We start from the raw sequence: 15,820 nt of genomic DNA on the forward strand, positions 1-15,820 counted from the left end.
CAATGAAATTCATCAAGCAATTAGTGATGGTGTTCAGTCTTTTCTGTACCTTCATCACACCGGCTATCGCCAGTAATGCAATACCCGTTGGGATGAGTACAAGCACGACACTATCTCAACCAGTGACTAGTAACGATAACGAAGTCACAATGCTATTTACCATCGACAAAGCGGAAGCCCTAAAAGCAGAAATCATCGTGCCGTTGGATGATGCAACCGTATATTTAGTCAAGCCTAACGGGCAAGTCGCAACATCATCCAATGATGTGCAAGCGAACATACTTTCAGGTGACACACAAAGTCCGCCGCTACCGGGCAGCTATTTATTTTTGCCTGAAGTAACTAACCCTGAACCTGGCGAATGGAAGATCGTCGTTGATTTTCCAAACCCAAGTTACAACACAGTAATTATTGCTCAGGTTGCGATCCAATCCCCTATTGCGTTTGGCATGGCGATAGCTGCAAACCAATTTGTGGTCGGTGAACCAGTTCCCGTTTCTGCATTGCTGACAAACAAAGGGAATCCAATCACAGGTGCCCAAACCAGCGCAGTGATCATTGATGAAGCTGGAATAAAAACACGCCTGACGCTTAAAGATGAGGGTGTCAATTTCGATGCTATTGCTAAAGATGGTGTCTACAGCAATATTTTCGTTCCACCCGCTGAAGGGGATTATCTAATTGAAGGCATAACGTCTTTTGAAGAATATGGAACAACTATCACTCGCCAGACAAGTAAAAAAATCCACGTACTACCCTCTGACATTGAATTTGTCAGCCTCTCACTCGCTCCACTGTTTTCCTCTGAAGGCTGTGTTATTGCCTTAGAGCAGCGCTTGGAACTTGATGTTAAATCCGCGGGGGATTTTGCCATTCATGGTTACCTCACCGATGGAATTGACGAGCTCAACACAAGCAAACGTCTGCAACTCAAACCTGCGAAGCAAATCGTCACTCTACAGTACTCAACTGAAGATATTTTTGGCGCGTTTGATTCAGCGTCTACTTTGACCTCCAACCCGACGATCATCTACGCAATCACTCAAGATGACATACGAATTTCAGCCCCTCGAATTCAGTTTGAAGAATTTATTGATTTAGCATCTTTTGAGCGTTGCCGCGAACCGATTGAAGTCACGGGGAGTTTAGTCACCACACCGACTATGTCGCAAGATGGAACCTACATTGATTCGCTGAGTTTTGAGTTTCCTATCCATGTTACGCGCAGTGGAACTTACACAGGTTCGGTAAATATCGTTGGTGCAGCCGGAGAGTATTTAGAGCTAGTGAGTTTCCAAGAACCGCTTGAGGCTGGCGAAAACACCATCAAGTTTACCGTTCCTGGTGACACGTTTAAGCAAGCCGATGGTCCTTATGAACTGAACGCACTGCTAATCTACAGTGGCGTTGACTCCTATCGACAAGGAGTTCTCGGTCAAACTCCACCATACCAAGCCTCTGATTTCAGTCCGCCAGTGAATGTGACCCTCCCCTCTAACCTATTCGGTTTGGAAAGAGAAAACTGGCAAGCAACCCCGGCAACACATGTCACGCAACATCGTGTCGGTGGTTACTTAAGAGCGGGGGCTTCAATCCCATACGACTACGAAACACTAGCGAGTTTTGACTTAAGTGAGGTTCGAGGGAAAATTAAATAGGCAACGCTTATTGTTGATTTCGGAGATTCAACTCTTCAATTTCCATTCAACAATGTAACTGCGCATATCGTTAATCAAACTTGGTCTCCAAACACACTGGATTACGACACGTTCTGTGAGTCTTTTACAATATGTGCAGCATGGAGTAATCCACTCACTACATTCAACAACGTAGAAGCCGGTCAAACGCTTAGGTTTACCAACTCTAAACTATTAGAAGCATTAAATGAGAAGAGAGTGTCTGGGTTGAACAAACTAGATATTGCTCTTACCTCTTCTCCCTATGAAAGAAGTTTCTTCATTAACGTTAAGCAGGTGTCATTATTCATCGAGTACTGATCCTAAAACTGAAATAGAATAAGGCCATGCCCAAGGTATCGCTTTGGGCATGGCCTCTCAGAGTGAACAGTGATGAACTTTGCAAGCTTCATATGTTTATTCTGTTAGAGCAGACTATGCCAGCCCCTCAACAGTAGTGATAAAGCACGCTAATCACTATAGACTCCATCAACCAACAAAATGAGATCGAAGTTTTATCCAAAAAGGCCAGTAGTCCCAACAACCGGGTGACTCCACAGATCTATCCATCCCATCACCAATTTTTTAGGTGACTTTAAAGATGCCCCTACACTAGTCTGATAGCTAAAGTTAGAATAGACCCGTTAAGTATCATCGATTTACAAAACAGAGCCAAAATATCTAAATAAAAACAGTGAGAAGCGATACAATAATCAAGTTGCAAAATTGCAGCGTGGGACACCTGCCCACTGACAGCCCATTCACAGAGAACCATAAAGTAGCCTCACATGTCTAAAGAACCCGGTTTCACTACAGAATACAAACTCGACAAGACGTTTTTCGCGGAGTGTTATGATCAAACTAGCCTTCCGACTCAATTTCCAAAAGCCTACTTAAAAGGAATACTGTTTCTTATTTTTGGTGTGGTTCTGCTGGAGTTTGAACTATTACCTAACGGCTATGTTGGCTGGTTCTTTATTGTTTTGAGTGTGATTGAAGCATTCAGTGTGTACTGCAAAAGAACCTGGTGGTTATGGCGACAAAAAATCAGCTCAGGCGCAGGCAGCAAAATTGTCTTTCAAGGTGACGCTAACGGAGTAAGTTACAAAAACCACAAAGCGACCAACACCATCGCGTGGAGTGACATCGACCAACTTGAGCAGACCGATCTTGGTTTTATCCTGCATATCGGTAAACAGCGCCAATATGTGAGTAAATCTTGTTTAAACGATGAAGCTATTGCCTTCATGATTGAACACCACGCCGCATCAAAAGCGAAATAACACCAATAAATGCCTGCTGACTTAGCAGGCATAATCGAGAAAGCTAAATACGGAACATTGTTATATAGCGTATGTGAGCGCTTATTTGCCGATATGCATGCAGGTTACACTTTAACTAGGGGCAATTTCCTTCTCGAAATTGCCACTTCCATCGATTGCCCCTATTCATGAAAACCCTTGTTCATGTGCATCCCCCCCCTGTTGCAGGGCGCGAGCACACTTTGTTCAATTTATAACCCAAAGAAGACTCGTGCCCGATAATCATCGTTCCAAGCAGCCTTCTTCAACTTCACTTTTTGGCTTGGTGCACCACATTCGCATTGCTTCAGCATGTGACAACCAGAGTCAAAGAAATTGATGAACTTTCCGAAGCCATGATGGAAATGATGGCTGAGATTCAATTGCACGAAAAACAACAAGAAGAATTCATCGAAGCGTTTATTCGCCTTATTGCTCAAGCGATCGATGATAAGTCACCGTACACAGCAGGACACTGTAATCGCGTTCCAGAAATTGGCATGATGCTGGCAAGTGCAGCTGAGAAATGCCAAAGCGGTAAGCTCAAAGACTTTGCTTTCCAAAATGATGCCGAACGAAGAGAGTTTCGTATTGCTGCCTGGTTGCATGACTGCGGAAAAATTACGACGCCAGAACATATTGTTGATAAGGGCACTAAACTTGAAGCGAACTACAACCGAATCAATGAAATTCGAACTCGGTTTGAAGTCCTACGGAGAGATGCAGAAATCGATTACTTAAACGTGTTATTGCACAGTGAGGTAAGTAAGGATAAAGCAAATGCCGAGTTTAAAGAAAAAGTACGCCAGTTGAACGATGACTTTGAGTTCCTTGCCAAGGCTAACATCGGTGGTGAATTCATGAGTGAAGATAAAGTTGCTCGAATTAAGCAAATTGCTGAGAAAACATGGTTACGTTACTTTGACGATCGCTTGGGTTTGTCGCCATTTGAAGAAATGAACAAACCCGAACAGGATTCGTCTCTACCAGTCATGGAAAAACTGCTAGAAGATAAACCTGAGCACATCATTAGACGTGTGCGACCCGTCGAATTCGAACCTGAGCATGGCATCCAAATGCAAGTTCCTGAGCATCAATACAACATGGGTGAGGTATACAATCTAACGATTTCACGTGGGACTTTGACACCTGAGGATCGTTTCAAAATCAATGAGCATATGATTAGTGGGATAAGAATGCTTGAAGCTTTGCCATTTCCACCTGAACTGAGCAATGTACCGCGCTATGCTTCCACGCACCATGAAACACTCAAAGGTAACGGTTATCCACGGAAATTGAATGCCGAGGATTTATCGATACCAGAACGTATATTGGTGATTGCAGACATATTTGAAGCGTTAACCGCAGGAGACCGGCCATACAAGAAAGCGAAGCCTGTGAGTATCGCTATCGATATAATGTATCAAATGGCAGTGGATGAGCATTTGGATATGGACTTATTCTTACTGTTCTTGGAGAGCGGAGTGTACCTCGACTACGCGAAGAAATTTATGCCGGAAGCACATGTTGACGAGGTCGACATTCAAAAATATCGATCTGACTAAGCCGAAAAGGTGTCTAGTGGCATAGTAAATTTAGCTACCCAATTCAAAGGTGATGTATAATCAGCGCAATACTTAAAGCAGCGACCTGATCCATAAAAAATGAATTGTTTGTCACTTCAGGAAGAGGCATCGCGCCTACGCCAAAGGCGGGAGAACTTATTGAAAAAGCCAGAGAAATCGTAATAGCGATGCAAGCCTTCGCAAGCTCACAACAATACAACCCACTAATAGATGATAAAGTTTTTTCCATCGCGGCTAACGACTATGAAATAGAAACCGTTATAAAACCTATGTTTCATGATTTCCAGAAAGCAGCGCCGATGAGTTCGCTGCACATAGCTCCAGCCAGAACTCAACTTCAGTGGGCTTCATTACTTCGGTCTGGCGATGTAGATTTTGTTTTGTCACCTGAACTAATGAGTAACGAGTCGGATTTAATTCAAACTAAGTTGTTTTCTGACCAAGAGGTCTGTTTTTACAATCCTCAAAAGCAAACACCGCCAACAACGATAGAGCAATATTGCTCCAAACCTCACGCCATCATGTCTTTTGAGCATTCTCACCAAACCGAGATAGACACAATACTTAAAAAACGAGGAGTGAAGAGAAAAATCGTGGCTAGTGCGCCGAGTTTTGGGGCGATAGCGTCTTTAATTAAAGGACCCTAGCCAACGTTAATTGCAGCTTCATTGAGTGGAAAAAGTGCTCAACATCAGTGTTGTCCAAAAAACTACTTTTTCCACTCATATTTGCCTTATGTTATAAGAAGTGAATTACCCATATTCTACGAGTTAAAGGCTATTAGGTGATTCATCGATGCATTTTTCTAAGATTTATTCTAGATTGGTTTATGTTATTACTCGAAAACCAAAAGGCCTCGTACATGCGAGGCCTTACGTTTTTCATTTAACGTTTACAGCTAACCTACTTCGCTGACTTCTCTTGTTAGCTTTCCTTACTGACCTAAGTTACTGACTCAGCTCACTGAACTTCGGCAAGCTTTTCACAAACCTCTGGTGTACATCCATATAAGTTTGCATATAGATTTCATCGATATTGTCACTACCCGGGAAGCTGGATGAGAAATCTACGTGGTTGCGGTCAATCGACAATTTAGCCGCCTCGACAATATGAGCAATGAACATTCGAGGATCTTCCAAGCCGATAGAGATACGCATTGTCGTCGGTTTGATACCGGCTTCATTGAGCGCTTCATCACTGAGTTCTGAGTGCGTAGTCAGTGCTGGACACAGCGCCACTGTATTGGTTTGCCCTAAACTTACTTGCATGCCGATAGCGGGCTCAAGCATGTCGAAGAACTGTTTGAAGCCATCTCGATTGATTGGCGCACGGTCGCCATTGCCTTCCATATCGATAGTGAAAAGCGCCGCTGGTAGCCCCAAGTACATGTTGTTCTGGCAGTGTTCATAGTTATCACTATCTGGCAAAGCAGGACACGACACATTGATGTCTGGGTGAGCATCAAAGATCTTCGCGAGAGTCAGTGTATTAATCGTTTTTTGCACCACTCGCATCTCATACGTTTTCATACCATTGAGCACTTCAAACGCTTTATCTGCATCTAGGAATGCACCCTTAATGTAGTACACATTCCAAAACAGCGTTTCGTTCCATCGGATTTTGGCCTCATCACCGTTGGGCTTGGTGAAAGTGACCTCCTCTCCTTTTGGCACAAACATAGTCTCATTGCGACCAATCACAACCCCAGCAGTTGTGGTGCCAGAACCCGCCAGTTCTTTGGTGTAGGAGTGAATCACATAATCTGGTCTTTCCATCACATCGTCACGTTTTAGTACTGGGTGCAACAATGGTGTACCCACTGTTGAGTCAACAATCACATCCCAACCACGAGAGTGACCAGCTTTACTGATGCTAGAAACATCCAACACGTATCCATGCGGGTTACACGGTGACTCTAGGTAAACGTAGATTTTCTTACCTGCAGCGATGCGATCTGCGTATTTATCAGCAACCTCATCAAGGCGCGTCGCAAACTCATCACCGGAGTAACCATCCACCCACTCTACCGCGACATTCAGATTAGAAGGTTTTCCAAACCAATCTTCCAACAGCTGGTAAGAACCACCGTAGATATTGCGTGAAGCCAAAACAATCTCTTCATGCCCGAGCAAGTGGCTCAACAACCCATCAATAGCCGCCATACCCGAGTTAAAGTTCCATGCGAGGTATTCGTTGGCTCTAGAGCCTGCCTCGATATCAACCATATGGTTAGCCAGTGAAATCGATGTAGGGTTAAGCAGTCGAGAATATATATCGTGCAACGGCTCTTTACCGTTAAACGCATCTTCAATCCATTCTGTACACGCAAACAAATAGGTCGCGGTACGTGTAATCACAGGGCTTGCAGAAAATATAGCAGCGACATTATCGAAAATTGGATACGCACCTTTAGACGCAAAATTACCATTATTGGTGGCAATAGACTGGTAAGTGGCGCGCATTGGGTTTTGCAGATTATCGAGGATCTTAGCGATCTGGAATGACAAAAAACGTTTGGCGTTAAACCAAGCGATTCGGTCACTTTTATCGAGCTCTGAAAGTCCATCAACCGTCAATGCCCAAAGATCGTGTGTCTTGGTATTGGCTTGGTACAGTGTCGTCGCCAGTTCAATCAGCGTGATGCCGTAATCGCTATTTGGGTCGATACCAAAATGCTTTGCTTGCTCAACGGCAAGAGCTTCTGCTTGTTCGTGTTTGGTGGTTTTACGCAGCGGGCTAAGTTGAGTTGAAGTATTCATAATTCCTAAGTCATTCCATGCTTGTTGTTCCTTCTTTAATTTTAGTTTTGGGCAGATGTTAAAAATTGCTATTTGCGAAGTAAGACATACACTTTGAGCAATAATATTGCCAAACTAAATTCAATATTGATGGATTATGCCAATGGACGAGATCGACAAAAAAATACTGGCTGAACTGCAAAACAACGCTCGGCTGTCTAATCAAGAGTTGGCCGATCGAGTAGCACTGTCGCCCTCTCCTTGCTTACGCCGAGTTCGAGCATTAGAGAAACAAGGGATAATTCGTGGTTACCACGCCAGTGTCGACCAAGAAGCGTGTGGCCTGCCAGTCAATGTGTTTGTGTTGGTGAAACTTGAAAAGCCGACAGAAGAGAACATGCGAGACTTTGAGCAGCACATTGAAGTGATTGACGAGGTGTTAGAGTGTTTTCTGATGACGGGCAATCACGACTACCTATTGCATGTAGTCAGTGAATCGCTAAAAAGCTACGAGCAGTTCATCCGTAAACAACTAACTCGCCTGCCTAATATTGCTTCTATTGAATCCAGCTTCGCCTTCGGTCAGGTAAAAACTAAGACCAAGTTGCCAGTGAGGTAATTAGAAACGACTTAATTTGTCTGTGCTGAAGGCATTGGATAATCATCTCCAATCATACAGATAAGAGCGCCACCAAAAGCTTTTTCGTAACGTATTTTTCCTGTCGCATCTGAGCTTTCTATACTCGAACTGCCGTCCACAATCTTATTAATTTCTTGTGCGACTTTTGTTGGTACCAACCAGATACAAGCTGCAACAGAGCAAGTGGATGATGACGATTCGCAACCTGTCTCGGAGCTTCCTCTTATCCAAAGACTATCCTTTTCCTTAAGCAGTAATTGCGTTGCTATGTAATCTGGGTGGTCGATGTACTGATCGCCACCTATCCATGTATCTTCATAAGGTAGGTACGGCCCTTTCCATGTGGATAAGCCCGGATTTGCAATTAAGTGATTGATGTTTAAGTAGCCGAAGTTCGTATCGGTATCGGAAGCAATAGGAGGCAGAGAGCCATTATCACGAGAATATTGCTCAGCGGCATCCAAAACAGTATTCAGTTGGCCGATTAGAAATTTTGCCTCGTCGACACGGGACATACGGTTCCCGAACTGGTTGTAGATAAAAAAAGCGGCAATGAGCATCAGTAAGCCAAACGTTACAAGTTTCCATTTTTTTATCTGACGCAGAAGTTTCAACATCTATTTTATCTCTCATCAAGAAGGTTCTGATAACGCTAAGGTCGTCCCTATGAGAAAGATTATACCAGAGTAAAATCAAGCGTTTTGCATTGAAACTTACTTGTCCATGTCTGCGGAAAATAAGCCTAGCTCTAATGTGCCCAACTTAGATTTAGAGCCTCCCTAAAAACAAACAATCATCACACCCGACTTCACTGACTTAACCCTCAAATCAACCTTGTATTGAATTGCTCCGTAAAACAAACCAAAGCGATGGAAATCGATTCGAAGTGATCGTTTTATCGGACTGTCATCTAATTTTTGTACTTTGATATAACAAATAGCTCAAAAGTTATTGAGTGATCGTTCAATTATATCAAATTTTCCACTATAGTTGATTGGTCAAACAACTCACAACAAGGAAAAGTTATGAATCCAAATACCGAATCTCAATCAACGCCGACTCGATCTATCCCTCAAGAAGCATTTGATTGGTACGACGAATATGCACACGGCCTGATTGATCGCAGAGAGTTTATGGCTCGTCTATCTGGGCTAGCTGTACTTGGCTTAACCATGACGACGCTAACTTCTGCACTGATTCCTAATTATGCGCAGGCAGAGCAAGTCTCTTTCAATGACCCTTCCATCAAAGCAACCTACGAGAAGTTTCCTTCACCTAAAGGACACGGCGAAGGCTATGGTTACTTGGTTGTACCCAAAGAGTTAGAGGGCAATGCGCCTGTTGTATTGGTCATTCATGAAAATAGAGGCCTCAATCCATACATAAAGGATGTGGCAAGACGACTCGCAGCGGCGGGGTTTATTGCGTTTGCACCTGATGCACTCTATTCGCTTGGCGGGTATCCAGGTAATGATGATGAAGGTCGAACGATGCAGAAGTCGCTATCAAAAGAGAAAATCGAAGAAGACTTTATCGCAGCGGCAAACTTCTTGAAGTCCCATGAAAAAAGTAACGGTAAGCTAGGCGCAGTCGGTTTCTGCTTCGGTGGCTATATCGTGAATATGTTGGCCGCTGTCATGCCAGAGCAACTCGATGCAGGCGTTCCATTTTATGGTACTCCTGCCGCACCAGATTTAAGAAAAAATGTAAAAGGCCCCTTGCTCATCCAATTTGCGGGAATCGATAAACGCGTGAATGCGACTTGGCCAGATTATGAAGCCGAACTCAAAGAGAACGAAGCAGACTACACAGCTTACATCTATGACGGCGTGAACCATGGCTTCCATAACGATTCAACTGGCCGCTATGCTGAAGAAGAAGCAGAGTTAGCTTGGAAACGTACACTTGAGTTCTTTAACCAAAAGCTTTCTTAATAGTTAGCTTTACTGAACCCGTTTTCTTTAGATTCCGAGTGACTGCCCTATTCCCTACAAAACCCAAAAGGCCTCGCACTCGCGAGGCCTTTGTTGGTCGGTAATCAGTTCCTCCCTTTTCCTATTACCAACAATAGGTTTGAGATGTAAACCAAGGGGGTTAGAAGGGGATTGTCGGTCGAGTCTCACGTACAGAAGCCTCGTTGATTCACTGACTTAACCGCTCATCAATGTAACTTCGCTTCAAACAAACCTATTGACCCGATCGCGCAAATAGATAATATAGATAGCTAGACGTCTACATGTCTTTTATTTATTAAATGGAGTTATCATGAACAGCTACAAAAAAATCACAGCATCCCTGTTGGCATTAGCTTTCGTATTCGGTGTAACAGGATGTGGAAAAAAAGACGAGGCTGTCATCAAGATTGGGGCGACAGTTGGCCCACATGCACAAGTTGTACAAGCTGTTGCCAAAGAAGCAGCAAAGCAAGGGATAAACATTGAACTCGTCGAGTTCTCAGACTATATCACCCCTAACGCAGCATTAGATGATGGAAGTATCCAACTGAACAGTTACCAGCATCAGCCATTCCTCGATAACTTTAATGCCAATCACGATAGCCAGTTAGTTTCTATCGGACGTTCAATTTTGATGCGTATGGGCATTTACTCGAACAAGTACACTTCGCTTGATTCTATTCCCGAAAACGCTCGAATCGCGATTCCAAACGATCCAACGAATGGCGGGCGTGGACTATTACTGCTTGAAGATGCAGGGCTGATCTCATTAAAAGACAACGCTGGTTTCAACGCGTCTTTAAACGATATTGTTAGCAACCCGAAGAACATTCGATTTGTTGAAGTGGATGCCGCGCAGCTACCCCGCTCTCTTGACGATGTAGATGCTGCTGCAATCACCATGAACTATGTAATGTCGGCTGGACTCGACCCTAAGAAACAAGGCATTTACTTAGAGAAAAAAGACGCACCTTTAGCAGTGATGGTTGTTGCGGCGCGAGAAGAAGACAAAAATAATGAAACGTATAAAAAGATTATCTCAATTTACCACTCACAAGAGATCAATGACTTTTTAGACAGCACTTTCAAAGGCACCATCGAAGCCGCAAATTAAGCTAAATCGTTTCAGATTTGGCGTTGCATGATACTCATAAAGCAACGCCAGATTTGAGTTGGCGGGTTGTCGTTGACGCATTCCAGCTTCTTTTCAAATTAGAGAGCAAAGCTTTAGTTACTTGAATGGAGGTTGAAAACCATATCGTCAGAGCAGATTATGTAAGCATAAAATTCAATTAAATCTGGGGGCTTTGCATGAAAAAAGAAGTGATACTTTTTGATATAAACGAAACGGTTTTAAATTTGGAGTCATTACAGCCTAAATTTAAAGCGGTGTTTGGAAAGGAGGATGCATTATCACTTTGGTTTTCAAAGCTTTTACACTCTTCAACGGTTTGCATCGCAACAAACGTAAAATCTACTTTTTCTGAATTAGCGAATGCAGCGCTCAACGCTATTGCACAACGGTACAAGTGTGATTTAACGGCGGAAAGCAAAGGTGCCTTGTTAACTTCTTTTGCCAATCTACCACCGCACACAGATATCAAAGCGTCTTTGCTCAAATTGCGCGAGAACGGGTTTAAAACCGTCGCTTTTTCCAACTCATCCCTCGATCTCATCACTTCTCAAATCAAGAACTCAGGCTTAGAAGATTATTTCGACACCGTCATTTCCGTTGAAGAAACAGGCAGTTTCAAACCCAATTCAGATGTGTATAACTTTGCAGCCGAAACTTTAAAAGAGCCTGTCGAAAACCTTCGTCTTGTCGCTACTCATGATTGGGACACTCATGGTGCGCTATCCGCTGGCTTACAAGCAGCCTATATAGACCGAACAGGAGTTGAGTATCATTCCTTGTATTTGAAACCGGAGATTAGCTCAAGGACGATGAATGGTGTGGTGGAACAAATAATTAAGCACAATTTAGACAAGTAAAATCTCAAGAGACTTTTCTACTCCTGATTCGATACAACCACCCTGTAGTGGTCAACAAATTCCGGACACTGACTTAACCGCTTTGATCAACCTTGTGTTGAACTGCTCTGGTTATAGAGACGCTGTCGGTTACCTAAAAACTGCAGTTACCTAGCAACAAATATAAGCTAGCAACAAATATAAGCTAGAAACTACTGTAAGAATGAGGAACGCGTTTGTCTTCATCCCAGCCTGATAGCTCAATATTGATCAATGATTTGCGCTTCTCATTACACAGTGAAGCGATATTGATGATAGGCAGTTGGCTACGAAACTGCGCTGTAAGGATGACCTTTTTACTTTCGTTAAGGCTGCTTCTGCATTGCGACAAAATCGCTTCAGTATCTAGTTGGTGTGCGTTCTCGATAATTTGGATATCAGCATTCTCTTGATAGCAATCTATCAACCAAGATACAGCAGGCTCTTCTATGCTGGTGAGCACGATGACATCTTTTGTTGTGACCAATTCTTTGAGTTCAGATAGTTTGAGTTCAGTTTCCATAGTTACCCTCATTCAGCAGCAAATACATTAAAGTCGATTGCCCAGTTTAGCCTGTGCTAAGTGGTAGCCTCTGTCGATCATCTCTTGTGAGCGATCAAACTCTAGGGTGCCACAAGCATTGCGTGGGATCTCAAGCGTGATATCGGCGGGGTAAGCGGCCAACTTTTGGCGAGCAATGGTCGATTGCATCGCATCAAATGCTTGGTTGGCAATATCGTAAAAAGCAAAGTTGAAGCTCATTTTGCTTTTTACACTGCTACCGAGGTTATCGATAAAATGCACAACCTTCTCATGCAGGTTGCTCTCTTTTGTTGGCAGGGAAACCGGTATCACTTCCTGTTTAACCATTTCAGGTTCACCACCTAAATTCACAGCCAGTGTAAAGGCTGTATTATCACCAAAGGTAGGCGCAATCGGTACGGGATTAAGAACGCCGCCATCAATCAGCACTTCTCCATTGATAACGTGAGGGGTCAAGAACAGTGGCAAAGAGATAGAGGCGCGAATGGCATCAAACAGAGAACCTGATTGCAGCCAAACCTCTTTTTCATCGGCGACGTTAGCGGCAACTGCGGTATAAGGGATGGGCAGATCTTCAATTGAAATCTCGCCGATCAGTCCACGCAGAGTGTCGATGATCTTGTCCCCTTTGAACATACCACTCGACTGCCATGAAAAGTCCAACAACATCGCCATATCACCTTGGTCGATACTGGTGACCCACTCTTCAAATTCATCCAACTTGCCCGCAGCGTAGACACCACCGATAAGTGCGCCAATTGAACAGCCAGAAATGGATTTTATCTGATAGCCATGCTCAATTAACCAGCGGATGACTCCAACGTGAACCAAGCCTCTTGCGCCACCACTGCCAAGTACCAATGAGATCGTTTTTGCCATCATATTAATCCTTTAGTTTTAAATTCTAGGTGGGCTAACTCGCCGATTTACCAATTCGCCGATCTCAACTCACTGAATCACTCTCAGTCCATACGGGTAATGAAGGTTTGCTCGTCATCGACAAAAGCCACGTAGTCGCCGTGATAGATAAAAACCCGACCACGCCCTTCAACGATACACGCAAGCTGTGGGTTCAAATCTTCTTCAATATCTCTACTTTGAAAAGTGCCGGTATCGGTGATCACACCGCGGAGTTTAGGCAAAAATCCATAACTGCGTTTGGCTTGATCAATCAGGCTCAACTCGCTGGCGGTAGAAAAGCAAGCTGGGATTGGGCCTGCATCTTCGATAAACATAGTTTTCAGTTCTTCAAAGGCTGTAATTACCAGCCAGTCGATGCCATTTACGTGATGGATAAACATTGTTTATAAATACCTAGTTTCTCGATAACTCTAATGCGGAGATTCTATCACTATCAAGTGCAGAACGTGGGAGAAATTAAGGGACTACAAATAACCAGACACATACTATCTACAGGGTCTAATACTAGTCGTCCGACTCTACGACTAATGTCTAACCGACTGAGTCTATTTGTTTTTTTTGGTTTGGTATAAGGTACTAACAACTAAATGTTAATGAGTTTTTAATTATAAGTTGACGCATTGTTTGCGCTTCATACCGTGAGTCAACAACGTTTGTTGGAATAACACACCTAAGAGTGTGAACGAAAGGAATCAAAATGAGCACTACTTTAGAGTCCGCACATATACAAACAGAGAAGCCTCAAGCCAATGAGGATGAACTCACCTATGAACAACAACATAAACCAAGCTCAGAGTTTGAATCCCGAGAACAGTATCTAGAACACGAATTGCAAATCATGTCGCCTAAGCGCTGGCGTCCAAATTTGCCGTTTAAAGATTATCGATTTGAGATAGAAGACACCATCCCAGCGATGGCGGCGACCATTGGTAAAGTGGTGATGGTAGGCGCTATTGCAGCCACCTTTGCTGGGGCTCTCGGATTAAATGAAGACTTCATTCTAGAAAACGTTCGTTATGAACTCCTCATCGCCTCTGTTTTCATTATTATTTTCTCTGGCTTCCTGTTGCCGACCGCGAACCTCGCAGGTACACACGGCCCACTCATCCCTTTAATTCCAATTGTGGTTGCAGCAGGCGGACACCCTATGGCGTTTGGGTTATTGATTGGCGCTTTTGGCCTCATCTTAGCCATCAGTAAAGGTGGCAGCATGTTGGCCAACCTCACCAGTAAAGGTGTGTGTGGCGGCTTGTTGCTCTACCTCGGCTTTGTTGGAACCGCTTCTCAAGTGAAAAAGCTGTTCGCTTGGGCTGAGGGAATTGGCATGAGCCACATTGCTTTTGTCGTGATCTTTTGCACCATTATTTTGTACGCGCTATTGGAACACTTCCGCAAACGTTGGTTAGCAGTACCTCTTAGCTGCTTGTTGGGTGGTACGATCGCATTTGCCATGGGCGCCCCATTTGCTTTCCACACTGAGCCAGGCTTGCCCAACATGAACCCTATGTATTGGTGGGGAGAAGATACAGGTTGGATGCTAGGCCTACCGACGATTGAACACTTCATGGTGGTATTGCCGTTTGCGATTCTAGCCGTAGCGATGTGGTCACCGGATTTCTTAGGGCATCAAGTATTCCAAAAGATCAGCTACCCAGAGCGTACCGAAAAAGTACACATGAACATCGACGACACCATGACCACGGCTTCAATTCGTCAAACGTTCGGTTCTCTACTTGGCGGTACTAACTTTACGTCCTCATGGGGTACTTACATCGTACCGGCGGCGATTGCTAAACGCCCTATTCCTGCGGGCGCTTTGCTCACAGCTCTGTTCTGTATCATCGCCGCAGTTTGGGGTTACCCGATGGATTTAGCTATCTGGCAACCGGTACTGTGTGTGGCGCTGATTGTTGGGGTATTTGTTCCATTGCTAGAAGCTGGCATGGAAATGACGCGTGAAGGGAAAACCACCCAATCGGCCGCGATTGTTGTGTTCTCTTCAGCGCTCGTTAACCCTGCATTTGGTTGGGCTCTCACCATGCTGTTGGATAACTTAGGCTTAGTCGGTTGTAAAGAACGTAGTAGTGAACTGAGTAAAATGAGCCGCTGGGTGTTGCCTGGCACTATGTTTATTGTGCTAAGTGGCGTAATGGCGTTGGTTGGCCTTCTACCGGGGATTCCAGCGATTATCCCGAGCTTTCGCTAGGCTCGATTAATATTGAGTTTCAGTCGGACCACAAAAAGGCCTCGCAATCGCGAGGCCTTGTTTTATCTATCAACGATTACAACTTAAACGCTTTCATCAACGTTATATTGAACGGATCTAGCATCAAAGCCTCTCAAATGAACTTAAACGCTCTCTTTAGATTAACGTTCGAGGGAGAGATCATTCTTTGCTATTGAACATATGGCTATAGTTGTAACGATCGATATTCAGTTACTCCCCCTC

13 protein-coding genes and 1 pseudogene are annotated in these 15,820 nt (G+C 43.9%); 9 read left to right on the forward strand and 5 right to left on the reverse strand.

The features are described 5' to 3' along the window. Positions 1–2 precede the first annotated feature (2 nt). From AB6D06_RS14020 to AB6D06_RS14035, 4 genes and pseudogenes are all read left to right on the forward strand, one after another. Positions 3–1,658, forward strand: coding sequence for a choice-of-anchor X domain-containing protein (locus tag AB6D06_RS14020; RefSeq protein ID WP_372110583.1), 1,656 nt, complete (start codon positions 3–5; stop codon positions 1,656–1,658). An 806-nt stretch (positions 1,659–2,464) separates the two neighbouring features. Beyond that, positions 2,465–2,959: a YcxB family protein gene (locus tag AB6D06_RS14025; protein WP_017059097.1), complete on the forward strand. Its 495-nt coding sequence runs from the start codon at positions 2,465–2,467 to the stop codon at positions 2,957–2,959. Positions 2,960–3,273: 314 nt separating this feature from the next. After that, positions 3,274–4,542 (forward strand): annotated as a pseudogene (locus AB6D06_RS14030) (HD-GYP domain-containing protein); the annotation flags it as partial. A 104-nt stretch (positions 4,543–4,646) separates the two neighbouring features. Then, on the forward strand, positions 4,647–5,210 hold the full coding sequence (locus tag AB6D06_RS14035) for a LysR substrate-binding domain-containing protein (RefSeq protein WP_229647242.1): 564 nt from the start codon (positions 4,647–4,649) through the stop codon (positions 5,208–5,210). 300 nt (positions 5,211–5,510) lie between these two features. On the opposite strand, the gene AB6D06_RS14040 is transcribed toward AB6D06_RS14035, so the two are convergent. After that, complete coding sequence (locus AB6D06_RS14040; RefSeq protein WP_372100828.1) at positions 5,511–7,322, reverse strand: PLP-dependent transferase; 1,812 nt, start codon at positions 7,320–7,322, stop codon at positions 5,511–5,513. 142 nt (positions 7,323–7,464) lie between these two features. On the opposite strand from AB6D06_RS14040, the gene AB6D06_RS14045 reads away from it, so the two are divergent. After that, positions 7,465–7,920: an Lrp/AsnC family transcriptional regulator gene (locus AB6D06_RS14045; RefSeq protein WP_017059083.1), complete on the forward strand. Its 456-nt coding sequence runs from the start codon at positions 7,465–7,467 to the stop codon at positions 7,918–7,920. A gap of 11 nt (positions 7,921–7,931) precedes the next feature. On the opposite strand, the gene AB6D06_RS14050 is transcribed toward AB6D06_RS14045, so the two are convergent. Next, entirely contained in the window at positions 7,932–8,558 is a 627-nt protein-coding gene (locus tag AB6D06_RS14050; RefSeq protein WP_017065460.1) for a hypothetical protein, read from the reverse strand. A gap of 408 nt (positions 8,559–8,966) precedes the next feature. Between AB6D06_RS14050 and AB6D06_RS14055 the strand changes: the two genes are divergently transcribed. The 3 genes from AB6D06_RS14055 to AB6D06_RS14065 all read left to right on the forward strand — a co-directional run bounded on the left by AB6D06_RS14055 (position 8,967) and on the right by AB6D06_RS14065 (position 11,888). Then, positions 8,967–9,875, forward strand: coding sequence for a dienelactone hydrolase family protein (locus AB6D06_RS14055; protein ID WP_017059076.1), 909 nt, complete (start codon positions 8,967–8,969; stop codon positions 9,873–9,875). Positions 9,876–10,206: 331 nt separating this feature from the next. Next, entirely contained in the window at positions 10,207–11,010 is an 804-nt protein-coding gene (locus AB6D06_RS14060) for a MetQ/NlpA family ABC transporter substrate-binding protein (RefSeq protein ID WP_108202643.1), read from the forward strand. A gap of 197 nt (positions 11,011–11,207) precedes the next feature. Then, positions 11,208–11,888: a haloacid dehalogenase type II gene (locus tag AB6D06_RS14065; RefSeq protein ID WP_017065459.1), complete on the forward strand. Its 681-nt coding sequence runs from the start codon at positions 11,208–11,210 to the stop codon at positions 11,886–11,888. A gap of 184 nt (positions 11,889–12,072) precedes the next feature. Here AB6D06_RS14065 and AB6D06_RS14070 read toward each other — a convergent pair whose 3' ends face one another. From AB6D06_RS14070 to AB6D06_RS14080, 3 genes are all read right to left on the reverse strand, one after another. Beyond that, positions 12,073–12,441: a hypothetical protein gene (locus AB6D06_RS14070; RefSeq protein ID WP_372100830.1), complete on the reverse strand. Its 369-nt coding sequence runs from the start codon at positions 12,439–12,441 to the stop codon at positions 12,073–12,075. A 15-nt stretch (positions 12,442–12,456) separates the two neighbouring features. After that, positions 12,457–13,329 carry a patatin-like phospholipase family protein gene (locus AB6D06_RS14075; protein ID WP_372100859.1) on the reverse strand — a complete coding sequence of 291 codons (873 nt, stop codon included), beginning with the start codon at positions 13,327–13,329 and terminating at the stop codon, positions 12,457–12,459. An 83-nt stretch (positions 13,330–13,412) separates the two neighbouring features. After that, a complete protein-coding gene (locus AB6D06_RS14080; protein ID WP_017059071.1) occupies positions 13,413–13,751 on the reverse strand; it encodes a hypothetical protein in 339 nt (112 codons plus the stop codon). A 317-nt stretch (positions 13,752–14,068) separates the two neighbouring features. Here AB6D06_RS14080 and AB6D06_RS14085 point away from each other — a divergent pair, with 317 nt between their 5' ends. Continuing rightward, positions 14,069–15,577 (forward strand): DUF3360 domain-containing protein, encoded by a 1,509-nt coding sequence (locus AB6D06_RS14085; RefSeq protein WP_017059070.1) that lies wholly within the window; start codon positions 14,069–14,071, stop codon positions 15,575–15,577. Positions 15,578–15,820 lie beyond the last annotated feature (243 nt).

It is taken from the genome of Vibrio sp. 10N.239.311.G01 (assembly GCF_041465805.1).
GTDB classification, from domain to species: Bacteria; Pseudomonadota; Gammaproteobacteria; order Enterobacterales; family Vibrionaceae; genus Vibrio; species Vibrio crassostreae_C.